Annotated in this window: 16 protein-coding genes; 2 read left to right on the top strand and 14 right to left on the bottom strand. The window is 70.7% G+C overall.

Annotated features, from left to right (window positions below; translation table 11 throughout):
* Window positions 1-153 precede the first annotated feature (153 nt).
* Entirely contained in the window at window positions 154-2,244 is a 2,091-nt protein-coding gene (locus tag OG758_RS31535; RefSeq protein WP_326713037.1) for a hypothetical protein, read from the top strand.
* A 118-nt stretch (window positions 2,245-2,362) separates the two neighbouring features.
* Here OG758_RS31535 and obgE read toward each other — a convergent pair whose 3' ends face one another.
* From obgE to OG758_RS31500, 7 genes are all read right to left on the bottom strand, one after another.
* Window positions 2,363-3,799, bottom strand: coding sequence for a GTPase ObgE (obgE, locus tag OG758_RS31530; protein ID WP_326713036.1), 1,437 nt, complete (start codon window positions 3,797-3,799; stop codon window positions 2,363-2,365).
* A 192-nt stretch (window positions 3,800-3,991) separates the two neighbouring features.
* Complete coding sequence (gene rpmA / locus OG758_RS31525; RefSeq protein WP_266564293.1) at window positions 3,992-4,246, bottom strand: 50S ribosomal protein L27; 255 nt, start codon at window positions 4,244-4,246, stop codon at window positions 3,992-3,994.
* A 14-nt stretch (window positions 4,247-4,260) separates the two neighbouring features.
* On the bottom strand, window positions 4,261-4,581 hold the full coding sequence (gene rplU / locus OG758_RS31520) for a 50S ribosomal protein L21 (RefSeq protein ID WP_116513007.1): 321 nt from the start codon (window positions 4,579-4,581) through the stop codon (window positions 4,261-4,263).
* 215 nt (window positions 4,582-4,796) lie between these two features.
* Window positions 4,797-6,149, bottom strand: a complete 1,353-nt coding sequence (locus OG758_RS31515; protein WP_326713035.1) for a phospholipase D-like domain-containing protein — start codon at window positions 6,147-6,149, stop codon at window positions 4,797-4,799.
* 219 nt (window positions 6,150-6,368) lie between these two features.
* Window positions 6,369-10,304 (bottom strand): Rne/Rng family ribonuclease, encoded by a 3,936-nt coding sequence (locus tag OG758_RS31510; RefSeq protein WP_326713034.1) that lies wholly within the window; start codon window positions 10,302-10,304, stop codon window positions 6,369-6,371.
* A gap of 237 nt (window positions 10,305-10,541) precedes the next feature.
* The gene (locus tag OG758_RS31505; RefSeq protein ID WP_326713033.1) at window positions 10,542-11,348 is read right to left on the bottom strand and encodes a TIGR03936 family radical SAM-associated protein; all 807 of its coding nucleotides are present in this window, start codon (window positions 11,346-11,348) and stop codon (window positions 10,542-10,544) included.
* A gap of 46 nt (window positions 11,349-11,394) precedes the next feature.
* Complete coding sequence (locus tag OG758_RS31500; protein WP_326713032.1) at window positions 11,395-13,161, bottom strand: hypothetical protein; 1,767 nt, start codon at window positions 13,159-13,161, stop codon at window positions 11,395-11,397.
* A gap of 146 nt (window positions 13,162-13,307) precedes the next feature.
* Here OG758_RS31500 and OG758_RS31495 point away from each other — a divergent pair, with 146 nt between their 5' ends.
* Complete coding sequence (locus tag OG758_RS31495; protein ID WP_326713031.1) at window positions 13,308-16,439, top strand: phosphocholine-specific phospholipase C; 3,132 nt, start codon at window positions 13,308-13,310, stop codon at window positions 16,437-16,439.
* 63 nt (window positions 16,440-16,502) lie between these two features.
* Here the strand turns inward: OG758_RS31495 and OG758_RS31490 are convergent, their stop codons facing one another.
* The 7 genes from OG758_RS31490 to OG758_RS31460 all read right to left on the bottom strand — a co-directional run bounded on the left by OG758_RS31490 (window position 16,503) and on the right by OG758_RS31460 (window position 26,269).
* Window positions 16,503-18,434: a TIGR03960 family B12-binding radical SAM protein gene (locus OG758_RS31490; RefSeq protein ID WP_266564283.1), complete on the bottom strand. Its 1,932-nt coding sequence runs from the start codon at window positions 18,432-18,434 to the stop codon at window positions 16,503-16,505.
* A 49-nt stretch (window positions 18,435-18,483) separates the two neighbouring features.
* Window positions 18,484-19,980, bottom strand: coding sequence for a CYTH and CHAD domain-containing protein (locus OG758_RS31485; RefSeq protein ID WP_326713030.1), 1,497 nt, complete (start codon window positions 19,978-19,980; stop codon window positions 18,484-18,486).
* A 61-nt stretch (window positions 19,981-20,041) separates the two neighbouring features.
* Window positions 20,042-21,238, bottom strand: a complete 1,197-nt coding sequence (gene rodA / locus OG758_RS31480) for a rod shape-determining protein RodA (RefSeq protein ID WP_326713029.1) — start codon at window positions 21,236-21,238, stop codon at window positions 20,042-20,044.
* Window positions 21,239-21,242: 4 nt separating this feature from the next.
* Window positions 21,243-23,423 (bottom strand): penicillin-binding protein 2, encoded by a 2,181-nt coding sequence (mrdA, locus tag OG758_RS31475; protein ID WP_326713028.1) that lies wholly within the window; start codon window positions 23,421-23,423, stop codon window positions 21,243-21,245.
* 47 nt (window positions 23,424-23,470) lie between these two features.
* Complete coding sequence (mreD, locus tag OG758_RS31470) at window positions 23,471-24,145, bottom strand: rod shape-determining protein MreD (protein WP_326713027.1); 675 nt, start codon at window positions 24,143-24,145, stop codon at window positions 23,471-23,473.
* A gap of 12 nt (window positions 24,146-24,157) precedes the next feature.
* Window positions 24,158-25,105, bottom strand: a complete 948-nt coding sequence (gene mreC, locus OG758_RS31465; protein WP_326713026.1) for a rod shape-determining protein MreC — start codon at window positions 25,103-25,105, stop codon at window positions 24,158-24,160.
* 144 nt (window positions 25,106-25,249) lie between these two features.
* The gene (locus OG758_RS31460; RefSeq protein WP_059131610.1) at window positions 25,250-26,269 is read right to left on the bottom strand and encodes a rod shape-determining protein; all 1,020 of its coding nucleotides are present in this window, start codon (window positions 26,267-26,269) and stop codon (window positions 25,250-25,252) included.
* Window positions 26,270-26,549 lie beyond the last annotated feature (280 nt).

Below are 26,549 nucleotides of genomic sequence, written 5' to 3'. Positions count from 1 at the left end.
TTTGCCCCTTTATCCGGTGATTGCTGTCACGAAGGATTGCTAGCGAGGGCGCGAAAGTCATACGGTCAGTGGTCGGCCTTCGTCGAAGAATGCCGCACCCCCCGCAAATCTTCCCCCCCTCCACCCGACCCCCCCTGCCAGGAGCCCCGCCCAGTGCCCTCCGCCGGCCTTGCCCCCCGCCGCGTCGTGCAGCTCTCCGCGCTCTTCGCGATGTTCGCGCTCTACACGGCCCAGCTCGTCAGCGCGCTGATCCCGTACGTCCCGGTGTTCGTCGCCGCGAGCGCCGCAGGTCTCGCGCTCGACACGTATCTCCAGTACAAGCAGCCCGGCCTGCTCTCCCTCCTCGGCAAGATCCGCTTCGATGTCACCGTCCGGCAGCTGCTGCGCGACATGCTGATCCTGGTCGGTCTCCTGCGCATCGACGGCATCGAGCCGCTGGCCGAACAGTCGCCCCTCACCATCGCGCTGCTCGCCTTCTACGCCCTGCACTTCGTGTGCCAGGCGGTGGCCGTGCTGGTGCGGCGCACGCGCGCACTGCCCATCGTGACGCGGAACATCGACGCGTCCGAGCTGCGGCTCTCCGCGGCCCCGCCGCGCATCCTGGCCCGCCGCCAGGGCCACCGCCTGCTCAGCTTCGCCGCCCCCGGCACCGTCGGCCTGCTGATCACCGCGGCGACCACCGACGCGCTCTGGGGCGGCATCGGCCTCGCCGTGTCGATCGTGCTGCTCGGCGGCGGCACGGTCCACCTCGCGACCTGGCTGCTCCCGAAGAAGCGCGCCCTGAGCGAGCAGAAGGTCATGGCCTGGCTCGACCGGTGGCTGGCCGACTACGAGCCGACCGTCGCGATGTACTTCTCGGGCGGCACGTCGTCCGCGTACCAGGCCAACATGTGGCTCTCCACGCTCTCCGAGGTCGACGGCAAGCCGCTGATCGTGCTGCGCGAGCGGTTCATGGTCCAGAAGATCGACGCGACCGACGTGCCGATCATCTGCTTCCCCAAGGTCGCCACGATGTTCTCCCTGGAGAACTCGACGCTGAAGATGGTGCTGCACCCGGCGAACGCCGCGAAGACCTCCCAGGTCCTGCGCATCCCGACGATCAAGCACGCCTTCATCAACCACGGCGAGAGCGACAAGCTGTCCTCCTGCAACCCGTACGCGAAGGCGTACGACGAGGTGTGGGTGGCCGGGCCCGCGGCCCGCGAGCGCTACCAGCTCGCCGACATCGGCGTCGAGGACAAGGACGTCGTGGAGGTGGGCCGCCCGCAGCTGTCGCCCATCACGCGCTCCACCGGCGCGCACCAGGGCACGTACACGACGGTCCTCTACGCCCCCACCTGGGAGGGCTGGGACGGCAACCCGGGCAACACGTCGGTGCTGCTCGCCGGCGAGAACATCGTCAAGCACCTGCTCGCCGACGACTCCGTACGCCTCCTCTACAAGCCGCACCCGATGACCGGTTCGGTCGACCCGCGTGCGGGCGTCGCGAACGAGCGCATCAAGGCGATGGTCCGCGAAGCTGCCGCGAAGCGCTCCGGCGCCCGGCCCGGCCCCGAGGCCGCCGCCGAGCTGGTCCGCCGCACGACGGAGCTGGACAGGCTGACGTCGACCGCGTTCCGCGCCAGCGCGGACGAGATGGAGCGCATGATGCTCCAGGGCGCGCCCGACGGGGACCGGCAGTCCGCCGTCGCCGAGGCGACCGCCGCGTGGGAGGCCGCTTACTGGGCGTCCTTCCCGGAGTGGGAGCACCTGGTCATCACGGACGCCCGCCCGGCGATCTTCACCTGCTTCAACCAGGCCGACGTCCTCATCAGCGATGTCTCCTCGGTCGTCTCGGACTGGCTGACGAGCGAGAAGCCGTACGCCGTCGCGAACACCTCCGGCATGTCCGAGAGTGATTTCCGCGCCGGATTCCCGACGGTGAGCGCGGCGACGATCCTGACGCCCGCGGCAACGGAGGTACCCGCCCTTCTCGCGGCCGTACGCGCCCCGGAGACGGATTCCCACGCGGAGGCCCGCGCGGAGCTCAAGGAGCACCTCCTGGGCCCCTCCGACCCGCCGTCCCTGGACCGCTTCAACGACGCGGTGCGCGCGCTGTGCGACCGGGCCGACGAGCGCCGCGTCCGGATGGAGTCCCGCCTCGCGGCGGAGATCCCCGGCCAGCGCGACACGGACGGGGACGCGGACGAATTCGCCGAGGCTCTGGACTCCGACTCGGAGTCCGGCGACGCGGTCACGGCGTAGCGCTCGGCGCGCAGGCCGAACACTGAGGCTCGGCGCGCAGGCCGAACACTGAGGAAGGCCCCCGGGAGAATCTCCCGGGGGCCTTCCTCATGAGCTGGGCCGGAACGCCCGACTGCGCCTAGAACGGCTTGAACTCGTCGTACTCCTGCTCCGCGTCGTCCCGCTCCGTCTGCTTGTCGCGGCGGCGCTGGGCCGCGGGGCGGGGCTCCTCGAGGCGGTGGTCCTCGCCTCGGCGGCCGAGCATCTCGGCGCCCGCCATGACCGTGGGCTCCCAGTCGAAGACGACCGCGTTGTCCTCGGGGCCGATGGCCACGCCGTCGCCCGTGACCGCGCCGGCCTTCAGGAGGGCGTCCTCGACGCCGAGGCGGTTGAGGCGGTCGGCGAGGTAGCCGACGGCCTCGTCGTTGTTGAAGTCGGTCTGGCGCACCCAGCGCTCCGGCTTCTCGCCGCGCACGCGGAAGAGGCCGTCCTCCTCCTGCGCGACCGTGAAGCCCGAGTCGTCGACCGCCTTCGGCCGGATGACGATGCGCGTCGCCTCCTCCTTGGGCTTGGCGGCGCGCGCCGCGGCGACCATCTCGGCGAGGGCGAAGGACAGCTCCTTGAGGCCCTTGTGGGCCACGGCCGACACCTCGAAGACGCGGTAGCCGCGGGCCTCCAGGTCCGGGCGGACCAGGTCCGCGAGGTCCTGGCCGTCCGGTACGTCGATCTTGTTGAGGACGACGAGGCGCGGGCGCTTGTCGAGGCCGCCGTACTGCTTGAGCTCCTCCTCGATGATGTCGAGGTCGGAGACCGGGTCACGGTCCGATTCGAGGGTGGCCGTGTCGAGCACGTGGACCAGGACCGAGCAGCGCTCGACATGGCGCAGGAACTCCAGGCCGAGGCCCTTGCCCTGGCTGGCGCCCGGGATGAGACCCGGCACGTCGGCGATGGTGTACACAGTCTCGCCGGCCGTCACGACGCCGAGGTTCGGGACGAGCGTCGTGAACGGGTAGTCGGCGATCTTCGGCTTCGCGGCCGACAGGACCGAGATGAGGGACGACTTTCCGGCGCTCGGGTAGCCGACGAGCGCGATGTCCGCGACCGTCTTGAGCTCGAGGACGATGTCCTGGAGATCACCGGGCACACCGAGGAGCGCGAAGCCGGGCGCCTTGCGGCGGGCCGAGGCCAGCGCCGCGTTGCCGAGGCCGCCGCGGCCGCCCTGGGCGGCGACATAGGTCGTGCCCTGGCCGACGAGGTCGGCCAGCACGTTGCCCGCCTTGTCGAGGATGACGGTGCCGTCCGGCACGGGCAGGACGAGGTCCTGGCCGTCCTTGCCGGAGCGGTTCCCGCCTTCGCCCGGCTTGCCGTTCGTGGCCTTGCGGTGGGGCGAGTGGTGGTAGTCGAGGAGCGTCGTCACCGCCTGGTCGACGACCAGGATGACGTCGCCGCCACGGCCGCCGTTGCCGCCGTCCGGGCCGCCGAGCGGCTTGAACTTCTCACGGTGAACGGAGGCACAGCCGTGGCCTCCGTTACCCGCGGCGACATGCAGTTCGACGCGGTCCACGAAGGTGGTCATGGTTCAGTGCCTCCTGGGGGTTCCTCCGGCGAGAGGCCGGAGGAGTACGAAATGTCTTTGCTCGTCGTTCATTGGAAACACACGAAGGGCGGACCTGCTTCCCGATCCGGAAGCCGAAGCTTCTGGCCGGGCAAGCAAGGTCCGCCCTCGCGAAAACGCTCTACGGAGCCTGAGTCCTAGGAACTAGGGGTTTCAGGCGACCGGAACGATGTTCACGACCTTGCGGCCGCGGTGCGTACCGAACTCCACCGCACCGGCGCTCAGCGCGAACAGGGTGTCGTCGCCACCGCGACCGACGCCCGTGCCCGGGTGGAAGTGGGTGCCGCGCTGGCGGACCAGGATCTCACCGGCGTTGACGGTCTGACCGCCGAAGCGCTTCACGCCGAGCCGCTGAGCATTGGAATCGCGCCCGTTCCGAGTGGACGATGCGCCCTTCTTGTGTGCCATCTTGTCTCAGTCCCTTACTTCGCAGCCGCGGGGATGCCGGTGATCTTGATCGCCGTGTACTGCTGACGGTGACCCTGACGACGGCGGTAGCCGGTCTTGTTCTTGTACCGAAGGATGTCGATCTTGGCACCCTTGTGGTGGTCCACGACCTCGGCCTGCACCTTGATGCCGGCCAGCACCCACGGGTCGCTGGTCACAGCGTCGCCGTCGACAACGAGCAGCGTAGAGAGCTCTACGGTGTCGCCAACCTTGGCGGTGGAAATCTTGTCAACCTCAACGATGTCGTCGACAGCAACCTTGTGCTGGCGACCACCGCTGCGCACGATGGCGTACACGCGGATCTCTCTTTCGCTCGGAACGAAACCCCTGAAGCCAGCCGCTCACACGTGCCCGAGGACCCGTGATGTTCCGGATTGGACGAGCGGCCTCCCCCGGCGGACCGGGAGGTGAGGTGCTCAGGGGTGCGGCGCTCAACAGACGCCGACGGTCAAGGTTACGGGTCACCCGCCGAAAGGGTCAAACCAGCCCCCTTCCGCCGGGTGCGTGCGGGCTACGCGGGCGGCTTCTCACCGTCCTGCGGCAGCGGCTGCACGCCCTTGCACAGGTCCGTGGCGTCGGCCGTGCCGGGCCAGCTGACGTTCCACACCCGGTTGAAGTGGTCGCGGTAGGCGTCGTGCACGGAGTCGTCGTCGACCTTGACGATCGCCTCGTCGTTCTCGCGCAGCGCGGGGCCCGTGTAGTTCTGCGACCCGGTGAAGGTGATCTTGTTGCGCTTGCCGTCGTACATGCCGTCCACCAGCAGGTACTTCGAGTGGATGATGTACGGCGTCGTGAGCTTCTTGCCGGGGTTCAGCGGGTCCCGGTCGTCGTTGAGGCAGCGCAGCGAGGGCCCGCCGGTGGCGTGCAGCGCCTCCCACGTCCCCTTGGGGCCGCCCAGGCTCTTGGCGCTGTCGGTCTCCGCGTACATGAGGCTGACGGTGCAGCCCTGCTTCTTCAGCGAGACCAGCTTGTCGGCGATCTGCTTGCGGGTGACCTTGAAGATCGCGGCCCGGATGACGGTCTTCTTCGCGGCGCCGGTCACCGGGTCCTTGTAGGAGCAGGCGACGTTGTTGAGGACCGAGTACATCGTGTCGGACTCGTTGACCGTGCCGGCCCGCGGGAAGAAATACGCCTTGTACAGACCGCTGCTGACGGTGCGGTAGTCCCAAGTCGACCAGCTCTTGCCGGTCATGTCCGTGAAGTAGTCCGAGTACGCCTCGTACATCACGCCGTTGTTCGGCAGCATCAGCGCGTCGTTGTAGAACTTCGTGTGTGCCGACGGCGTCGAGTTCGACGTGGTCTGCACGACGACGTTCGTGGCGCCCTCGACCGCGGAGAACAGCCAGAACTTGTTGTGCATGATCGACTGGCCGTACTTGGGATCGCCCAGGCAGGATTTGTGCGCCGGGCAGAGCGTCACGAAGGACGGGCTCGTCCTGGTGGTGCCCAGGGCCGTTTTCAACTGGGTGTACGACGTGTTGGTGGGGCGGTCGCTGACACTGGACTCGTCGAGCAGTATCTGCACGTTCACGCCGCGGTTCTTGGCCGCGACGAGCGCGTCGACGACCGACTGCTCCCACACGTGGTAGACCGCGACCTTGATCACCGAACCGGGCAGCGCCGCGTTCGTCAGCTGGATCAGCCTGGTGCGGATCGCGTACTGCTGGTCCGTGGTGCCGTGCGGGTCGTTGAATATCGGCCCCTCGGTCCACGTCGGGGTGTCCGCGGCGGCGGTCCCCACGGACGCGGTGGCCTGGATCCCGGCCGCCGAGAAGACCGTGGCGATGGCCACGGCCTGTCTGGCGCCCTTGACCGGCTTCACGGCACGGTGACGGCCCGTGCCTCTCAGGCGCGCGTGCGCCATTGGTACCCCTCCCCAGTTTCACGGGCCGCGTGTTCTCCCCAACGCGCGGTCGCGTGATCGTTCATGTTCACTCGTGCGACTCCATGAGTTTTACAGGTAGTTGGCCGGTCTCCAAGAGCAGGGTGCGGTCCAGTCGGAGTTACGTGAGCTGCGACATGCCGACGCCCCCGTTCCGCGTAGTGCGGCTCGGGGGCGTCGGATCCGGATCTACCGTGTTGCTCAGGCCTCGTCGGCCGCGGCGGAGACGGACGGCTGAGCCTGCTGCTCGGCCGCCACGGTCTTCTTCGCGGTCGCCTTCTTGGCGGCGGTCTTCGTCGCCGCCTTCTTGGCCGTCGTCTTCTTCGCGGCCGTCTTCTTGGCCGCGGTCTTCTTGGTGGCGGCCTTCTTCGCCGTCGCCTTCTTGGCCGTCTTACGGGCCGTCTTCTTGGCGGCGGGCGCCTCCTCGGCGGCCTCGGCCTCGGCCTGCTCCGGCTCGGCCTGCGCCTCCGTGGCCGACGGGACGACCACGACGGCCGTCTCCTCGGACGCGGTGGGCGCGGTGGCCTTGCGGACGGCGCGGCGACGCGGGCGGGCCGGAGCCGCGCTCTCGACGGGCGCCTCGGCCTTCTCCTCGGCCTCAGCGGCCTTGGGCTCCTCGGCCACGACGGGTTCCGGCTCGGGCTTGGCGGGCGCCGTGACGGTCACCTCGGCCTCGGCGGCGGCCTTCGGCGAACCGGCCGGAGCCGTCGCCTTACGGGTCGCCCGACGGCGCGTACGCCCCTTGGGAGCGGCTTCCTCGACCGGGGCGGGCTCCGCCACGACCGGCTCGGCCACGACGGGCTCCGCCTCGACCTGCGGGGCCTCGGCCTTGGGAGCCTCGACCTGCGGGGCCTCCACCTTCGGAGCCTCCGCCTTGGTGGCCTCCTTCGGGGCTGCCTCGCCCTTGGGCGCGCCGGCCGGAGCCGACGCCCTGCGGGTCGCACGACGGCGCGAACGGCCACCACGGGCCGCGGCCTCCGCCTCGGCGGGGCTGCTGTACAGCTCCTCGTCGCGCACGAACTCGGGCTCGGCCAGCGCGACGGGGGCCGCGACCTCGGCGGCGACCTCTGCCTCGGTCTCCACCTCCGTCTCCAGCGCCGCCTGCTCGTGGTCGTGCTCGTACGTGGGCTCCGCGCCGTTGCCGCCACGGCCGCGCTTCTTGCGCTTGCCGCCACCACCAGCGGACGTGGGCTGCTCCATGTGGACGATGACACCGCGCCCGTTGCAGTGGACGCAGGTCTCGGAGAAGGACTCCAGGAGGCCCTGGCCCACACGCTTACGGGTCATCTGGACCAGGCCGAGCGAGGTGACCTCGGCCACCTGGTGCTTGGTCCGGTCACGGCCCAGGCACTCGAGGAGCCGGCGCAGGACCAGGTCCCTGTTGGACTCCAGGACCATGTCGATGAAGTCGATGACGACGATGCCGCCGAGGTCACGCAGGCGCAGCTGGCGCACGATCTCCTCGGCCGCTTCGAGGTTGTTCCTCGTCACGGTCTCTTCGAGGTTGCCGCCCTGGCCGGTGAACTTGCCGGTGTTGACGTCGACGACGATCATCGCCTCGGTCTTGTCGATCACCAGCGAGCCGCCGCTGGGCAGCCAGACCTTGCGGTCGAGCGCCTTGGCGAGCTGCTCGTCGATCCTGTACGTCGCGAAGACGTCGACCTCGGAGGTCCACTTCGAGAGGCGGTCGCCCAGGTCGGGCGCCACGTGGTTGACGTATCCGTGGATGGTGTCCCACGCCTCGTCACCGCTGACGATGACCTTGGAGAAGTCCTCGTTGAAGATGTCGCGCACGACGCGGACGGTCATGTCCGGCTCGCCGTACAGCAGGCTCGGCGAGCTCGTCGAGATCTGCTTCGACTTCTTCTGGATCTCCTCCCACTGGGCCTGCAGACGCTCGACGTCGCGGCTCAGCTCCTCCTCGCTCGCGCCCTCGGCGGCGGTGCGCACGATGACGCCCGCGTCCTCGGGGACGATCTTCTTGAGGATGGTCTTCAGACGCGCGCGCTCGGTGTCGGGCAGCTTGCGGCTGATGCCGGTCATCGACCCCTCGGGGACGTAGACCAGGTAGCGGCCGGGCAGCGAGACCTGGCTGGTCAGGCGGGCGCCCTTGTGGCCGATCGGGTCCTTGGTGACCTGCACGAGGACGGACTGGCCGGACTTGAGGGCGGTCTCGATGCGGCGCGGCCCGTTGGCCATGCCGAGCGCCTCGAAGTTGACCTCACCGGCGTAGAGCACGGCGTTGCGGCCCTTGCCGATGTCGATGAAGGCGGCCTCCATGGACGGCAGCACGTTCTGGACCTTGCCCAGGTACACGTTGCCGACGTACGAGGTCGACTGCTCCTTGTTGACGTAGTGCTCGACGAGGATGTCGTCCTCGAGCACGCCGATCTGGGTGCGCTCGCCGTGCTGGCGGACGACCATGACCCGCTCGACGGCCTCGCGGCGGGCCAGGAACTCGGCCTCGGTGATGATCGGCACACGACGGCGGCCCTGCTCGCGGCCCTCGCGGCGGCGCTGCTTCTTCGCCTCGAGTCGCGTCGAGCCCTTGATGGACTGCACCTCGTCGGCGCCGGTGCCCCGCTCCTCCTGCTTACGGGGCTCGCGGACCTTCACGACCGTGCGCTCGGGGTCGCCGTCGCCCGGCTCGCCCTCGGTGGAGGCGTCTCCCGCGCGGCGACGACGGCGACGACGGCGACGGCTGCTGCTGGAGCCGGACGGGCCGGACTCCTCGCGCTCGTCGGCCTCGTCGGCCTCATCGCTCTCGTCGGCGTGCTCGGCGCCCTCGTCGGCGTGCTCGGCCTCTTCGTCGCCCTGCTCGTCGGACTCGGCGTCCGCGGAGTCACCGCGACGGCGACGGCGGCCACCACGGCGCCGGCGGCGCGTGGGGCGGTCGCCCTGCTCGTCGTGGTCCTCGTGGTCTTGGTCGCCCTCGGCGTCCTCGGCCTCGGCCTCGGCAGGCTCCTCGGCGGCGGCGGGCCGCTGCGGCTCGGCGGCCGGTGCGGCGGGCTGCTCCTCGGCGGCACGGCCACGGCGACGGCGACGGCGCGGCGTCTCCTCCGCGACCACATCGGCCACGGTCACGGCCTCGACGGGAGCCTCGGCCTCGGCCGGCTCCTCCTCCACCGCGGCCTCGGCGGCGGCCGCTGCGGCGGCGGCGCGCTCCGGGGTCTGGAACATCGGCTCGGCGAAGACCGGCGCCTGGAAGACGGCGACGGACGGCCGCGCGGGACGGCGCGAGCCCTTCGTGCCCTTGGTCTCGTCGGCGGCGGGGGCGGCGGCGCGCGAGGCGGCCTTCTTGGCGGAGCGCTGCGCGGGCTCGGAGAAGCCGACCGCGGCCTTGCGGGTGGCACGGCGGCGGGGGCGGCGCCCACCTTCGGCGTCCTCGTCGGACGCGGCGGCGGGGGCCTCTGTCTTGGGAGCCTCGGTCTTGGGAGCCTCCGCCTTCGGAGTCTCCGCCTTCGGAGTCTCCGTCGCGGCGGGCTCGGCGGCGGCCACGGGCTCGGCCTGCTCGGGCGCGCCGGCGGGGGCGGTGGAGCGGCGGGTGGCGCGGCGGCGGGTACGCCCGGCGGGCGCGGCCTCCGGCTCGGTGACAGGCTCTTCCGCGGCCACGGCGGGCGCGGCTGCGGGCTCGGTCACCGCAGGGGCCTCGGCCTGCTCGGGGGTACCGGCGGGGGCGGAGACGCGGCGCGTGGCACGGCGGCGGGTACGCCCGGCGGGCGCGGCCTCCGGCTCGGCGACAGGCTCTTCCGCGGCCACGGCGGGCGCGGCGGCAGCGGCAGCGGCAGCGGCAGCGGGCTCGGCCTCGGCGCTCTCTGCCGCGTCGGAAGTCTTGGGTGCGCCGACGGGCGCGGAGGCGCGGCGGGTGGCACGCCGGCGCGGGCGCCCGGCGGGTGCGGCGTCCTGCGCGGGGGCCTCGGCGGCGGCCGCGCCTGCCTCGGTCTCTTCGGCCTCGTCGGCGACGGGGTCGGCGGCGGCCTTCGCGGCCGGAGCGGTGTCGGCGGCGGCACCCGTGGGCGGGCCCGCGGGGCGCGAGGCCGCACGGCGCCGGCGGCGCGGCGGCAGGGTGTCGCTGGGGCTGTTGTTGTCGGTTCCCACGGACGAAGACGTCTCAGTGGGTTCGGTCGGCTCGAGCATGCGGGTGGATCTCCCGTCAGGCTCCCGGGCGCCGCGCCTGGTCCGGTGACGTCCGCGGCTCGCGCGTTCATGCGCGGTGCCGCCGTCCGGGGCGCGGGCGCCGCACGGGAGCTCTCTGTCTGTTCTCGCCGGTTCCGTACGCCATGTGTGCGTACGGCCTGGCGAAAGTCCTTGGGTTCGTGCGCTGCCCGACCCAGGTGGCTCCCGAGTACGAGGGCGGCGCTTCGACGACCGTCCTTACGCGGAACCTGGCACCGGCGCCGTCGCGGCGGCAGCTGCGGCGCTCCCCCCGCTTGCGGGAGATGCGGCCTCGACTGCCTCGCGGTCGGGCGCGAGCGGGTCGGTCACCGTGCCGGTCTCTTCATCGAAAAGCCCCTGCGCCAGCCTGGTCACCGCTGCGGGGACCGGCGGCGCCAGGTCGGCCACAGCTCGGAGACCGGACAGAACGTCGTCGGGTCGAACGGCAGGCGTCACGTGCCGAACAACCAGGCGCAGTATCGCACAGGCCTTGTCGGTCGGCCTATCAGCCTGGGCGTCGTTCGCCTGCGGGGCCTCGACGGCCTCAAGGCTCACGACGGCGGCACGGGCGTCGAACGTCCGCATCCCGTTCTTGGTCCTTCGCTGGACCTCGACGGCCTCCGCCGCGACGAACGCGTCCGTGGCGGCCTCGGCCTCAGCGGCGTCGACGCCGTCGAGCCGCAGCTCCCAGACGGATGCGGTGAGCCTGTCGGCGAGGCCCGAGGTGCGGGACTCGACGGCCTCGATGATGTCGAGCCCCGTGGGGAGCGACTCGTCGAGGAGCTCGCGCAGCGTGTCCGGATCGCGCGCTTCGGTGAGCGCGATCTCCAGATACTCGGCTTCGCTGCCCGTGCCGGTGGGTGCGGCATTGGCGTACGACACCTTCGGGTGCGGCGTGAACCCCGCCGAGTACGCCATGGGCACCTCGGCGCGGCGCAGCGCACGCTCGAAGGCGCGCTGGAAGTCACGGTGGCTGGTGAACCGGAGGCGGCCGCGCTTGGTATAGCGCAGTCGGATGCGCTGCACCGCGGGTGCGGGCGGCGGGCCTTCGGGCTGTCGCTTGCCCAGTGTTCTAGTCCTTCGTGAGAGCGGTCGTACTGCTACCTAGAGTACGTGCCTGCGGCGGGCCAGGTTCCCGCCGGTCCCTGACCAGCTGTTCGGGCTCCGCCCGTTTTGCTCCGAAGAGCGCCCGGCGGACGTCGGCCCTGGCCTGGCGCACGCTCTCGCGCGCCGCCGCGAGGGCCTGGCGCGCGGTGCGCCCCGCGTCCTTGACCGCCTGGGCCGCGGGCCGCCATACGGAGTCCCGTACGAGGTGTCCCAGCGGGGTGCACACGTTGCGGTACGCCCAGCGCACCGGGTCCACGAAGATCCACCGCAGGAGCCGGCCGAGGAACCGTCCGACGGCCCGCGACATGTGTCCGGCGACACGCCACGCGTGCCCGAGCGCCTCGCCGGTCTCCCGCACGAGGACGACGACTGCCCGCCCGACGGGCACGAGCACCCAGCGCCAGAGGGCGACGGCGGGCACGACGAAGATCCACCGTACGAGGGTGACGGCGACGGTCCGGACCCCACGCCCGAACCATGCGACGCCGGCCCACACTCCACGTGCGAGCCACGCGAGCCCTGACCACACGCCCCGGCCGAGCCACGCCAGGCCCGCGCCCAGCGCTCGGCCGGCGAAGACGAGATGGGCCCCAACCAGCTTGAAAAGAAAGGCAGTTGCGCGTCCGACGGGTGCGAGTACGCGGGTGTGGAGCCAGACCCAGGGCCAGACGAAGAGGGCCTTGGCGAGCCAGGTGACGGCGGTCGCCGTGCCGCGCGCGAGGAGAGCGATGCCGGGGCCGAGCGGGCCCAGGGCGTGTGCGTATAGCCACACCGCGGGGACGACGAGGGCGCGCAGCAGTGCGGCGAGGCCCGCTCCCAGGGCACGGACAGCCGCCGCGATGCCCCGCGCCAGCCAGGCGATCCCGCCGCCGAGAGGCAGGAGCACGCGCGCGTACAGCCACACCCACGGCACCACGAAGAGCGCCCGCAGCAGCCACACACCACCCACGCGCAGGCCGCGCCCGGCCGCGGTGAGCCCGGCCCAGACGGAGGAGGCGAGGTGCGCGATGCCCCGGCCCACGGAGGCGAGACCCGCCCCGACCGCCCGCGAAAGCCACCCGGCCCCCCGCCCCACCGCGACAACCCCGCCCCGGACGACGGAGGCGAGCCGCGCGATCCCCCGGGCCACGAAAGCGAGACCCGCCCACACCCCCCGCGCCAGCCACGCGATCCCGTGCCCGGCCGGTGTCATCACCCGGAGGTACCACCAGGCGACCGAGGCGACGACGCCCTTCCACCACACCCACAGCGCGACGGCCCGCACCCCGCGGCCGACCGGCGCGAGGGCGTGGCGCCACAGCGCGACCCACGGCCGGACGAAGAGCGCTCTGCCGGTCCATGCCAGCGCGACGGCGACCCCCCGGCCGACCGGAACCAGCACGCGCCTCCACAACGCCACCCACGGCCGCACGAACAGCGCCCCGCCGAGCCACGTCAGCGCGGCGCCCACGCCCCGCGCCGCCGGAGCCAGTACGCGGACCCAAAGCCACACCCACGGCACCACGAACACCGCGCGCAGCGGCTGTCCGGTCCCGCGGGCCAGGGGCACCAGGCCACGACGCCACACAGCACGACCGCCGGCGGCGACGGCGTCCCAGGTCAGGCGGATCGGTACGACGAGGACCAGGACGACGATGCGCACCGGGATGCGGATCGCGGCCACGAGGCAGCCCTCGGGCGGCCGTTCGGCGGCAACGGGCTCCGCGGGCGTCGGGTGCTGCTCCCAGTCCATGTCTTCTCAGACGCCGGAGCGCGGCATACGGATCCGCGTCATGGGAACTTCACGCACACCTCTGGCCACGGCCACTTCTGTCTCGTATTCATAACGGGTCTGGGCCAAACAGGCCGCTTGCAGAAGGACGTTGGAGGACACCCCCGATGAGCACGAGCTCACCGCACCCCGAGCACAGACCCGAACTCTCCCGCCGCACCCTCATGGGTGGCGCCGCTGCCGCCGGAGTGCTGGCCGCGCTGCCACTGAGCCTGCGCACCGCGCTCGCCGCGCCGGGCAGGCCCGGCACGCTGGAGGACATCCAGCACGTCGTGGTGTTCATGCAGGAGAACCGGTCGTTCGACCACTACTTCGGCACGATGCAGGGGATACGGGGGTTCGGTGACCGCGCCGCCGTGCGCGGGATCAACGGCCGGCCCGTGTTCCACCAGCCCGACCCGTCGCGCGCCGAGGGCTGGCTCGCGCCGTTCGCGATGAACGCCGCGCACACCAGCGCCTACCAGCAGGGCGCCGCCGCCTTCGGGTTCGGCGACTCGATGAACGCCCGCAACGACGGTATGGCCGACGGCTACGTCACCCGACGCGGCAGCGGCTGGCTCGGCCAGGGCTACTACGAGCCCGCCGACATGCCCTTCTACAACGCGCTCGCCTCGGTCTTCACCATCTGCGACCACTACTACTGCTCGACCGAGACCAGCACCAACCCCAACCGCGAGCACCTGATGACCGGCACCAGCGGCGGCACGGTGCGCGACATCGCCGTCGTCGACAACCAGGAGCCCGGCTTCGAGTGGACGACCTACGCCGAGCGCCTCGAAGCGGCGGGCGTCAGCTGGAAGACGTACCAGGCGCAGGAGAACTTCGACGACAACGCGCTCGCCTGGTTCAACACCTTCCGCGCCGCCAGGCCCGGTGAGTCGCTGTACGAGCGCGGCATGAAGAAGGTCGGCAACCCCGCGCAGACGAACGACCCGTGGGCGATGGGTGACGCGCTGGTCGCCGCGTTCGCCGAGGACGTGAAGAACGACACGCTGCCGCAGGTCTCCTGGCTCGTCGCGCCGGCCGCCCTGTCCGAGCACGCCAGCTACGCGCCGCCGCACGGGGAGGATCTGACGGCGCGTCTGCTGTCCGCGCTCGCCGACAACCCCGAGGTCTTCGCCAAGACCGCGTTCATCCTGAACTACGACGAGCACGGCGGCTTCTACGACCACCTGGTCGCGCCCGTGCCGCCGGTCGCCGAGGGCCGCGGCCGGTCGACCGTGACGCCCGACGGCGAGGTCGTGGTGCGGGTCGGCAAGGGCAGCTCGACCTTCTACCGGCCCGTCAACCAGCGGGGCCAGTACCGCGTGAAGGGTGCCGACGGGTCGCTGACCTGGTCCGACACGCTGCCCGCCGGTGAGACGAAGGCCGCGGGGCCCTTCCCCCTCGGGCTCGGCATGCGCGTACCGATGATCGTGGTGTCGCCGTGGACGCGCGGCGGCGCCGTGGCGTCGACGGTGTGCGACCACACGTCCGTCATCCAGTTCCTGGAGAAGCGCTTCGGGGTGCGCGAGCCCAACATCAGCCCCTGGCGCCGCGAGATCACCGGCGACCTGACCGACGTCTTCGACTTCTCCGGCAAGAACCCGTCGTGGCCCACGCTGCCCGACACCAGCGGCAACCGCCAGAAGGTCACCGACACCGGCAAGCTGCCCGCGCCCACCGTGCCCGAGCCGCAGCTCCTGCCCGCGCAGCAGCGCGGCAGCCGCACCGCCCGCCCCACCCCGTACGACCTGCGGGTCACGCCCCGCGTGCGCGGCGGCAAGGTCACCCTGGACCTCGCCAACCACGGCCGCCAGGGCGCCGTCCTCGCGGTGTACCCCGAGCCCGGCATCGCGCCCAAGCACTACACACTGAGCCCCAAGTCGAAGCTGTCCGACGTGTGGAGCCCCGGCGACAACGGCTACGACCTGCGCGTCCACGGGCCGAACGGCGCTCTGTGGCATCTGCGCGGCGACGCGGCGGGGATGTACGAGGCGCACCTGGACCTCGCCGACGACGGCCGCGGCGCCGACGTCGAGCTGACCAACCACGCCCGCACCGCCCGCACGTTCCTCGTCGGCGACCTCGCCTACGGCGGCGGCACCCGCGAGTTCCGCGTCGGCGCGGGCGCACACCGCACCGTCCGGATCCGCGTGCCGCGCGAGGGCTGGTACGACGTGGCCGTCACCGTCCGCGACGAGCCCGGCTTCCTGCGCCGGTACGCGGGCCGGGTCCCCGGCAAGCTCGAAGGCGTCACCGACCCCGCGATGGGGCTGCCCGACGCGCTCGGCGTCACGGTGTCCCTGGAGGCGGCGTCGACCACGATCGACGAGGCGATCCTCGTCCCCGGCAAGGCCGCCCGCGTCCGCGCACGGTTCGACGCGACGAGCGCCTTGTCCGCGATCGAGGCGCACCCGGTGGTGCCCAAGGGCTGGGCGGTGAAGGAGGTTTCGGCGCCGCCGGCCTCGCTCGCGGCGGGCGCGTCGGCGACCGCCGAGTGGGAGGTACAGGTCCCCGGCGAGCTGTCGGGCACGGCCGCGTACCGGCTCCTCGTGACGGCGCTGGCCCGCTCCGGCGAACGGTTCGTCCTGGCCGACGGCGAGGTCTCGGCGCGTACCGCCCCGTCCATGGCGGGCCGTCTGCTCGGCGAGGACTTCGAGTCGGTGGCGGACTCGCTCCAGCCGGTGTCGGGTGTCGTCGGCTGGACCGCGACAGCCCCCAAGGGCTGGTCCGTGGTGAACGCGGCCGCCATGCCGCAGGGCACCGCCCGCCTCCAGGGCTGGACGTTCCACACCAAGCGGGCCTGGTCACCGGCCGGCCAGGACCGCGGCGGCTTCGGCCGCGCGCTCGGCGTGGTCGCGGTCGCCGATCCGGACGACTGGGACGACACCGGCTCGCCCTCCGCGAAGGGCACGTTCGACTCGACGCTGGTCTCCCCCGCGGTCCCGGTCCCGTCCGGCACGGCGAAGCTGTACGTGGCCTTCGACTCGCACTACCGCCAGGAGGCCCCGCAGAAGGCGGCCGTGACGGCGGTCTTCGACACGGGCGAGGAGACGCGCCTCCTCCACTACAGCTCCGACGCGACGGGCAACGACAACGCCGGCCAGGACGCCGAGAACACCTTCGTGACGAAGGAACTCGCGGTCCCGGCGGGCGCGAAGACGGTCACCCTGAAGTTCCGCATGTACGACGCGGGCAACAACTGGTACTGGGCGGTCGACCACGTCCGCGTGGACAGCAAGCCGATCACGGCCTGACACGGCTGAGGGGCCGGGACGCCATGACGGCGTCCCGGCCCCTCAACTCCCACTGTTCGTGCGCTACTTGACGACCGTCAGCGGCAGCAGCTTCTTGCCCGTCGGGCCGACCTGGATGTGCGTGTCCATCTGCGGACACACGCCACAGTCGAAGCACGGCGTCCACCGGCAGTCCTCGACCTCGGTCTCGTCGAGCGAGTCCTGCCAGTCCTCCCAGAGCCAGTCCTTGTCGAGACCGGAGTCCAGGTGGTCCCAGGGCAGGACCTCCTCGTACGTGCGCTCGCGCGTCGTGTACCAGTCGACGTCGACACCGAACTCGGGCAGCGTCTTCTCGGCGCAGGCCATCCAGCGGTCGTAGCTGAAGTGCTCGCGCCAGCCGTCGAAGCGGCCGCCGTCCTCGTAGACCGCGCGGATCACGGAGCCGATGCGGCGGTCACCGCGGGAGAGCAGGCCCTCGACGATGCCGGGCTTGCCGTCGTGGTAGCGGAAGCCGATGGAGCGGCCGTACTTCTTGTCACCGCGGATCTTGTCGCGGAGCTTCTCCAGACGGGCGTCCGTCCCGGCGGCCGACAGCTGCGGGGCCCACTGGAACGGCGTATGCGGCTTGGGCACGAAGCCGCCGATGGAGACGGTGCAGCGGATGTCGTTGCCCGCGACCTCACGGCCCTTGGCGATGACGTTCGCCGCCATCTCCGCGATCTGCAGGACGTCCTCGTCGGTCTCCGTCGGCAGGCCGACCATGAAGTACAGCTTCACCTGGCGCCAGCCGTTGCCGTACGCCGTGGCGACGGTCCGGATGAGGTCCTCTTCCGAGACCATCTTGTTGATGACCTTGCGCATGCGCTCGGAGCCGCCCTCGGGGGCGAAGGTCAGGCCGGAGCGGCGGCCGTTGCGCGTGAGCTCGTTGGCCAGGTCGACGTTGAACGCGTCCACACGGGTGGACGGCAGCGACAGGCCGATCTTGTCCTCGGTGTACCGGTCGGCGAGGCCCTTGGCGATGTCACCGATCTCGGAGTGGTCGGCGGAGGACAGCGAGAGCAGGCCGACCTCCTCGAACCCGGTCGCCTTGAGACCCTTCTCGACCATGTCGCCGATGCCGGTGATGCTTCGCTCCCGCACGGGGCGCGTGATCATGCCGGCCTGGCAGAAACGGCAGCCGCGGGTGCAGCCGCGGAAGATCTCGACGGACATCCGCTCGTGGACGGTCTCGGCGAGCGGGACGAGGGGCTGCTTCGGGTACGGCCACTCGTCGAGGTCCATGACGGTGTGCTTGCTGACGCGCCACGGCACGCCGGACCTGTTCGGCACGACACGGCCGATACGGCCGTCCGGCAGGTACTCGACGTCGTAGAACCCGGGGACGTAGACACCACCCGTCTTCGCGAGGCGGAACAGCACCTCCTCGCGACCGCCGGGGCACCCCTCGGCCTTCCAGGCGCGGATGATCTCCGTCATGTCGAGGACGGCCTGCTCGCCGTCACCGATGACGGCGCAGTCGATGAACTCGGCGATCGGCTCGGGGTTGAAGGCCGCGTGGCCGCCCGCGAGGACGATCGGGTCGTCGATCGTACGGTCCTTGGCCGCCAGCGGGATGCCGGCGAGGTCCAGGGCCGTGAGCATGTTCGTGTAGCCGAGCTCGGTGGAGAAGGAGAGCCCGAACACGTCGAACGCCTTGAGCGGCCGGTGCGAGTCCACGGTGAACTGCGGCACCTTGTGCTCGCGCATCAGCGCTTCCATGTCCGGCCAGACGCTGTACGTGCGCTCGGCGAGAACGCCCTCGCGCTCGTTCAGCACCTCGTAGAGGATCATGACGCCCTGGTTCGGGAGCCCGACCTCGTAGGCGTCCGGGTACATCAGCGCCCAGCGGACGTCGGAACTCTCCCACGGCTTGACGGTGGAATTGAGCTCACCGCCCACGTACTGGATCGGCTTCTGCACATGCGGGAGCAAAGCTTCGAGCTGTGGAAAGACCGACTCTGCGGCTTCGGCAGGCATACCCGGGACCTTCGTGAGCTGACAGGGATGACTGTCAAGCGTAACGCGGTCAGGAGACAGCCTTCGCCCACAGCGGCGACAGCTCCGCCTCGGCCCGCTCGGCGAGCGCCTCCTCGCGCCCGTACAGCAGCCCGTATGTGAAGGAGCTCTCCCCCGCCGCGTGGGCCTGCGCCGCCAGGTCGAGCAGCGCCTCGCGCGCCATCACGCTGTCCTGGTGCTCGCCCAGCAGGGACTGGAGCGCCTTCGCGTGCTTGCCGACGTCCTTCGCCCGGTGGCCGAGCGCGGGCGTCGCGACCTCGGCCGCGTACCGGCTGCGCTTGGCGGCCTTGCGGGCGTTGTGCAGGGCGAGGTCGCGGGCCGGGCCGGGGTCCGTGTCGAGCGCACCCTCGACACGGCCCGCGAGCCGCTTGTAGTCCCGCAACACGGCCTTGGACAGGGCGTTCTCCGGCTGCTCGGCCCGCAGCGGGGGCGCGTCGACGAGTGCGTCGAGCGCGGCGAGGAGAGCGAGGTAGCGCTTGCCGTCGAGTGCGTCGATCAGATGGCGGCGCGATCCGCGGCGCCGGGCCTGTGACCAGGCCTGCAGCCGGGCCCGGACGGGGCCCGTGGGCAGCTCGCGCGGCAGTTCGTCGAGGGCCGCGGTCAGCCGCTCGGTCAGGACCTCCTGGTCGCGGTCGACTCCGAGCTCACCGGCGAGCCACTTCAGCTCGTCGCCGATGGGGTCGGTCACGTCCCGGTCGAGAATCCTGCGGTACGAGCGCAGGGCGCTGCGCAGCCGGCGGGTGGCGACGCGCATCTGGTGCACCGAATCGGGCAGGTCGCGCCGGACGGCGGGGTCGAGGTCGACGATCGCGTCACGCTGGGCCCTGAGGTAGACGAGGACGTGGTCTGCGGAGGTCTCGGGATCGTCGGCGGGCCGGGGCGGGCGCGGGCCGATGCCGGTCTCCGTGAGCGCCCGCGCGAGCTTCGACGGGGAGGCCGAGCGGCTCGCGCCCGCCTTGCGGAGCTTCTTCTCGACCTTGCCCAGGAACGCCGGGTCGCCGCCGTCCGCCAGCTCGACCTCGATCTCGGTCCAGGCGGCGGCGCCGGCCCCGCCGGTGAGCCGCTCGGCCCGTACGCCGTCGACGCTGACCTCGGCGAGGAGCGCGCCGTCGGCGCCGGTGAGATCGCGGACGTCACGCGAGGAACGCAGCCTCATCACGGGTACGAGATCGGCCTCGCGCACCCGGGAGCGCACGAGGCCGGTGAGGTCGCGGGGCACGTCGTCGGAGAGCGGGGCCCGGATCTCGTCCCGTACGCCCTCGGCGAGGGAGACGGGGAGTTTGAGGTGCCAGCCCGCGTCGGCGCCGCCGGTGCGGCGCCGCAGGGTGATCGCGGCGGCCGCGAGGCGCTGGTCGGCGGTGTCGTAGTAGACGGCGTCGAGGTCGACGACGCCTTTGTCGATGACGGCCGAGACTCCGGCGACATGGCTCAGATCCGGCAGCCCGAAGCCTTCGTCGGCCACGGGCGCCTCGTACTTCCGCTCGATCTCGCGCTTCGTCTCCGCCATGAACCGAATTTAGTCGCGAATCCGGATTCTGGGCAGACCCCCTGGCAGAGCAGGCTCGTTCCTACGCCGACATGGGCCTTTGCACGCGGATCGACTGGAGGAGCCCGATCGCCACCCAGACGGCGAACATGGACGATCCTCCGTACGACACGAACGGCAGGGGCAGGCCCGCCACCGGCATGATGCCGAGCGTCATGCCGATGTTCTCGAAGGCCTGGAAGGCGAACCAGGCGATGATCCCGGCGGCGACGATCGTGCCGTAGAGCTCGGTCGTCTCGCGGGCGATGCGGCAGGCGCGCCACAGGACGACGGCGAGCAGGAGCAGGATCAGTCCGGCGCCGGCGAAGCCGAGTTCCTCGCCGGCGACGGTGAAGACGAAGTCGGTCTGCTGCTCGGGGACGAACTGGCCGGTGGTCTGGGAGCCGTGGAAGAGGCCGGTGCCGGTCAGGCCGCCCGAGCCGATCGCGATGCGGGCCTGGTTCGTGTTGTAGCCGACGCCGGCCGGGTCGAGCGCCGGGTTGGCGAAGGCCGCGAAGCGCGCGATCTGGTACTCGTCGAGGACGCCGAGCTTCCAGACGGCGACGGCGCCGAGGGCGCCCGTGCCGAGGAGCCCGAACACCCAGCGGTTGGAGGCGCCGGAGGCGAGCAGCACACCGAGCACGATGACGACCGCGACCATGATCGTGCCGAGGTCGGGCATGAGCAGCACGACGAGCATCGGGACGGCGGCGAGGCCCAGCGCCTGCAGCACCGTGCGGTGGTCGGGGTACTGCTTGTCGCCCGCGTCGACCCGTGAGGCCAGCAGCATCGCCATGCCCAGGATGATCGTGATCTTGGCGAACTCGGCGGGCTGGAGCGACACTCCGCCCGCGGACAGCCAGTTGCGCTGTCCGTTGATCGTGTCGCCGAGCGGGGTCAGCACCAGCAGCATCAGGAAGACCGAGGCGCCGTAGAGGATCGGCACGACCGTGCGCAGGGTGCGGTGGCCGAGCCAGATCGTGCCGATCATCAGGGTCAAGCCGATGCCGGTGTTCATGAGGTGCCGGAACAGGAAGTAGTACGGGTCGCCCTGGTTGATCACGGTGCGGTTGCGGGTCGCCGAGTAGACGAGCGCCGAGCCGATGAGGGACAGGGCGAGCGACGACAGAAGGATCGGCCAGTCGAGGCGGCGCATCACCGAGTCCCTGGCCATGAGCCGGGACAGGGTGGAGCGCTCGGGTCCGTACCCGGAGACGGAGAAACCGTTGGTACCGGCCATGGTGTCAGTGCCGCCTTCCGGTCACCGGGGTGCCGAGGACCGCCGCCAGTTGCGGCGTGGGGGACGGGCTCGGGTCGGCGGGCTTGTAGGGCTTGATGGTCGGCGCGTCGATCGAACCGTCCTGCTTGATCTTCGGCAGGTTCTTCTCCGGCGAGGGCAGCAGGGCCTTCTTCTTGTCGATCGTGCCGTCGGCGGAGACGCCGTACAGCGCGTTGTAGATCTTGCGGACGGCCTCACCGGAGGCTCCGGAGCCCGTACCGGCCTGGGAGATCGTCATGATGACCGAGTAGTCCTTGGAGTAGGTGGCCAGCCATGACGTGGTCTGCTTGCCGTAGACCTCGGCGGTGCCGGTCTTGGCGTGCAGCGGGATCTTGTCCTGGGGCCAGCCGCCGAACTTCCAGGCGGCGGTACCGCGGGTGACGACGCCGGCGAGAGCGTCGTTCATGCCCTTGAGGGTCGCCTTGGTGATCGGGAGCTTGGCCTTGACCTGGGGCTTGATCTTCCTGACCGTCTTGCCGTCGGCGCTGATGATCGCCTTGCCGATGGTCGGGACGTACTCGGTGCCGCCGTTGGCGAGGGCCCCGTAGATCATGGCCTCCTGAATCGGCGTGAGGAGGGTATCGCCCTGGCCGATGGAGTAGTTGATCGAGTCGCCCTCGCGCATCTTGTTGCCCTCGAGGCAGTTCTCGTAGGCGATCTTCTCGACGTAGCTGCCGTCCTTCTTGCCGGTCTTGCACCAGCTGTCCTTGTTGGCCTCCCAGAAGTCCTTCTTCCACCGACGGTCGGGGACGCGGCCCGTGACCTCGTTGGGAAGGTCGATGCCGGTGGTCTTGCCGAGGCCGAACTGGTGGGCGGCCTTGTAGAAGTAGTCCTTGGGGGTCCCCTTCGGATTGATGCCGCCGTCCTTCTTCCACTCCCGGTCGGCGAGGCCGTAGAAGACGGTGTCGCAGGAGACTTCCAGCGCGCGGCCGAGAGAGATGGGGCCGAAGTTCTCCCCCTCGAAGTTCTTGAAAACCTGGCCGCCGACCGAGTACGAGCTGGTGCAGGGGTAGCCGCCGTCCCACTTGTAGCCGGCTTCGGCCGCGGCGGCCGTGGAGATCACCTTGAACGTCGAACCGGGCGCGGACTGACCCTGGATGGCCCTGTTGAGCAGCGGGTAGTCGGAGCCCTTGCCGGTGAGCTGCTTGTAGTCCTTGGCGGAGATGCCGCCGATCCAGACGTTCGGGTCGTACGACGGTGCGGACGCCATGGAGACGATCCGGCCGGTCTTGGCCTCCATGACGACGACCGCGCCGGAGTCGGCCTTGTAGTTCTCGCCGGTGATCTTGTCGAACTGCTGGCGGGCGGCCTTCATCGCCTCGTTCAACTCGCGCTCGGCGACGCCCTGCACGCGCGCGTCGATCGAGGTGACGACATTGGCTCCGGGCTCGGCCTCGTCGCTCTTGGCGCGCCCGATGACGCGGCCGAGGTTGTCGACCTCGTAGCGGGTGACGCCGGCCTTGCCGCGCAGCTCCTTGTCGTAGGTGCGCTCCAGGCCGGAGCGGCCGACCTGGTCGGAGCGCAGGTACGGCGACGAGGTGTCCTTGGCCTTCTCGATCTCGGCGTCGGTGACGGGCGAGAGGTAGCCGAGGACTTGCGCGGTGTTGGAGTCGCCCGGTCCCGCGTAGCGGCGCACGGCCTCGGGCTCGGCGGTGATGCCAGGGAAGTCCTCGGAGCGCTCGCGGATCTGGAGGGCCTGCTTGGGTGTGGCCTCGTCCGTGATCGGGATGGGCTGGTAGGGCGAGCCGTTCCAGCAGGGCTGCGGCGTCTTGGCGTCGCAGAGGCGGACCTTCTCCGTGACGTCCCCGGTCTTCATCCCGAGGACGGCGGCGAGCTTGGCGAGGACGGCCTTGCCGTCGTCGGGCATCTTCATCAGGTCCGTGCGGGACGCGGAGACGACCAGGCGGGTCTCGTTGTCGGCGATCGGCACACCGCGGGCGTCCAGGATCGAGCCGCGCACGGCGGGGCTGACGACCTGCTGGACGTGGTTGCCGGAGGCCTCCTTGGCGTACTCGGCGCCGTTGCGGATCTGGAGGTACCAGAGGCGGCCGCCGAGGGTGAGCAGGAGGGAGAGGACCAGGATCTGGAGGATGACGAGCCGGATCTGGACGCGTGGGGTCCGCCCGGTCTCGGGAATGTTGGTCATGCTGCCTCCCCCTCCTCAGTGCGTGTACGCGGTGATGTGCGCGGCGGTCACAGGCGCTTGACCCCCTTGATGCGGCCGGCCCGCGCGGTGCGCGCCCTGGTGGCCTTCAGGCGGATTCCGCCGCGCTGGTTGCCGATGCGCAGGCCGGTGCCGGAGGAGAGCCAGCCGGCGGTGACGTCGGTGGCCTTGCCGGCGCCGGGCGAGGAATCGGCGAGCGGATCGTTGTCGGCGCGTCTGGCCAGGGCGATGATGAACGGCACGGTGAACGGCGCGAGGAGCAGGTCGTAGAGCGCGGCCGTGAACAGCAGGCTGCCGATGCCCACATGGCGGGCTGCGGTGTCGCCGACGAGGGCGCCGACGCCCGCGTAGAGCAGGGTCGAGCCGATGGCCGCGGCGACGACCACGACCATCGGGCCGAAGGCGGACCTGAGCTGGCCGTTGTCCGGCTTGGCGAGGCCGACGAGGTAGCCGACGACGCACAGCACGAGGGCGTAGCGCCCGGCGGCGTGGTCGGCCGGCGGCGCCAGGTCGGCGAGTAGACCCGCGCCGAACCCGATGAACGCGCCGCCGACATGGCCGTACACGAGGGCGAGGCCGACGACGGTCAGGAGCACGAGGTCCGGCACGGCGCCGGGCAGTTGGAGTCGGGCGAGTACGCACACCTGGACGACCAGGGCGACGATCACCAGGGTGGTGGAGAGCAGCAACCGGTTGAAGCGCATGGGATCCAGCTCCTACTGCTCGTCGTTGCCGTTGGCGCCGGCCGGGGGCCCGGACGGCGTGGCCGTGACGGTGACGGTGGGCGTCGGCTTGGGCTTGGCCGGCTTGGACGGCAGTACTTCGTCGCGCGGATCGGTGCGCGGAGCCTGTACGACCACGCCCACGACGTCGAGCTTGGTGAATCCGACGTACGGCTTCACATAGATCGTCCGGGTCAGGTCGCCGCCGGACGGATCGACGCGCACCACCTGCCCCACGGGCACGCCGGGCACGAACGGCTTGTCGGCCTGGGACCCGAAGGTCACCAGACGGTCGCCCTTCTTGACGTTGGCCTTGCCGTTGAGAAGCTGCACGCGCAGCGGCCGGTCGCCCTGTCCGGAGGCGAAGCCGAGCTCGTCGGTGCGCTCCATGCGGGTACCGACGGTGAAGTCGGGGTCGTTGGCAAGCAGGACGGTCGCGGTGTTGGGTCCTACGGTGGTCACGCGCCCCACGAGCCCGTCCCCGTTCAGAACGGTCATGTCGCGCTCGAGGCCGTCGTTGGCGCCGGAGTCGATGGTGACGGTCCAGGAGAATCCCTGGGCTGCTCCTATGGCGATGACCTGCGCCCCCTTGATGCCGTACTGCCCTGCGCCCGCCGTCTTCAGCATGGAGTCGAGCTGGCGGATCTTGCTTCGGTTGCGGTCGTCGCTGCCGAGCTTCGCCTTCAAGGCGGCGTTCTCGCGCTCCAGTTCGCTGACGCGGTTGTGCCGCTTACCGGAGTCCTTGACGGCAGCTATGGCGTTGCCGATCGGGTCGACTGCGCTGGAGACGCCGTTCTCCACGGGGCCGAAGACCGTGGCGGCGACCTGGCGGGCACCGTCGACCGGCGAGTCCTCCCCACCGCGGATGTCCACCGTGATCAGTGCGAACGCGATGGCGATCAGCAGCACCAGGAGCAGCCGGCTCTCTCGTGTGTCCCTCACGTGCGGCGGCCGTGCCTTCCTCAATCGGATTCTGCGGAACCCTGAGGTACCGCAGGTTATGGGGAATTACTACGCCTTGCCTATATATCAACGATCCGCCGTACGAAGTGGCAGGCACTCGTACGGCGGACGTCTCGCGTCAGGTCATCTGCGCGGCTGGGCGTCCAGCACCTGCTGGAGCGCCTCGAACTCCTCGACACACTTGCCGGAGCCGAGCGCCACGCTGTCGAGGGGGTCCTCGGCGATGTGGATCGGCATGCCCGTCTCACGGCGCAGCCGCTCGTCGAGGCCGCGCAGCAGAGCGCCGCCGCCGGTGAGCACGATGCCCCGGTCCATGACGTCGCCCGACAACTCGGGCGGGCACTTGTCCAGGGTCGTCTTGACGGCGTCGACGATCGCGTTGACCGGTTCCTCGATCGCCTTGCGCACCTCGGCGGCCGAGATGACGACGGTCTTCGGGAGTCCGGACACGAGGTCGCGCCCGCGGATTTCGGTGTGTTCGTCGGAGTCGAGGTCGTACGCGGAGCCAATCGTGATCTTGATCTGCTCGGCAGTCCGCTCACCAAGAAGCAGCGAGTACTCCTTCTTGATGTGCTGGATGATCGCGTTGTCCAGCTCGTCCCCGGCGACCCGGATGGACTGTGCTGTGACGATTCCGCCGAGCGAGATCACCGCGACCTCGGTGGTGCCGCCGCCGATGTCGACCACCATGTTGCCCGTGGCCTCGTGGACCGGGAGGCCGGAGCCGATGGCCGCGGCCATGGGCTCCTCGATGATGTGCACCTGGCGGGCACCGGCCTGCGAGGAGGCCTCGATGACCGCGCGCCGCTCGACACCGGTGATGCCGGAGGGCACACACACCACGACACGGGGGCGAGCGAGGTAGCGCCGCTTGTGGATCTTCAGGATGAAGTAGCGGAGCATGCGCTCGGTGATCTCGAAGTCGGCGATCACGCCGTCCTTCAGCGGGCGCACGGCGACGATGTTGCCCGGCGTGCGGCCGATCATCTTCTTGGCTTCGGCGCCGACAGCGAGGATGCCGCCGGTGTTGGTGTTGATCGCGACGACGGACGGCTCGTTGAGTACGATCCCGCGACCCCTGACGTACACCAGCGTGTTGGCGGTCCCGAGGTCGACAGCCATGTCACGGCCGATGAACGACATTGAGTTCCCCATCAGGATTCGTCTGGCCTTCCCAAGTGGAGCGTTTGATGGCTTGTTAGGTAGGCGAGGTGGGTGCGAGTGGCGTGGAGGCTTACATCGTAGTCTCGCCTGCACGAACACGGCGCGAGGGTCTTCGCCATTGTCAGCAGATGAATCCCCGCTCCGCTAATGGGGACGTGCCGACGGAGTGTCGCGTTCCCCCAATGGGGGCGCATATGCCAAAAGGCGGCCGAATTTCTCCGGCCGCCCCTGTTCAGCGGCGCTCCCCGACTGACGGAGT

The sequence above is a fragment of the Streptomyces sp. NBC_01474 genome (assembly GCF_035918215.1).
GTDB classification, from domain to species: Bacteria; Actinomycetota; Actinomycetes; order Streptomycetales; family Streptomycetaceae; genus Streptomyces; species Streptomyces aureus.
Note: the sequence above shows the minus strand (reverse complement) of the source record. Positions and strands in the feature narration are given on the sequence as shown.

Bases quoted from the DNA above. Each gene is read 5' to 3' on its own strand.
- obgE (WP_326713036.1), bottom strand. From the start codon at position 3,799: ATGACCACCTTCGTGGACCGCGTCGAACTGCATGTCGCCGCGGGTAAC.
- rpmA (WP_266564293.1), bottom strand. From the start codon at position 4,246: ATGGCACACAAGAAGGGCGCATCGTCCACTCGGAACGGGCGCGATTCC.
- OG758_RS31515 (WP_326713035.1), bottom strand. From the start codon at position 6,149: ATGGCGCACGCGCGCCTGAGAGGCACGGGCCGTCACCGTGCCGTGAAG.
- OG758_RS31510 (WP_326713034.1), bottom strand. From the start codon at position 10,304: ATGCTCGAGCCGACCGAACCCACTGAGACGTCTTCGTCCGTGGGAACC.
- OG758_RS31500 (WP_326713032.1), bottom strand. From the start codon at position 13,161: ATGGACTGGGAGCAGCACCCGACGCCCGCGGAGCCCGTTGCCGCCGAA.
- OG758_RS31495 (WP_326713031.1), top strand. From the start codon at position 13,308: ATGAGCACGAGCTCACCGCACCCCGAGCACAGACCCGAACTCTCCCGC.
- OG758_RS31490 (WP_266564283.1), bottom strand. From the start codon at position 18,434: ATGCCTGCCGAAGCCGCAGAGTCGGTCTTTCCACAGCTCGAAGCTTTG.
- OG758_RS31485 (WP_326713030.1), bottom strand. From the start codon at position 19,980: ATGGCGGAGACGAAGCGCGAGATCGAGCGGAAGTACGAGGCGCCCGTG.
- rodA (WP_326713029.1), bottom strand. From the start codon at position 21,238: ATGGCCGGTACCAACGGTTTCTCCGTCTCCGGGTACGGACCCGAGCGC.
- mrdA (WP_326713028.1), bottom strand. From the start codon at position 23,423: ATGACCAACATTCCCGAGACCGGGCGGACCCCACGCGTCCAGATCCGG.
- mreD (WP_326713027.1), bottom strand. From the start codon at position 24,145: ATGCGCTTCAACCGGTTGCTGCTCTCCACCACCCTGGTGATCGTCGCC.
- OG758_RS31460 (WP_059131610.1), bottom strand. From the start codon at position 26,269: ATGTCGTTCATCGGCCGTGACATGGCTGTCGACCTCGGGACCGCCAAC.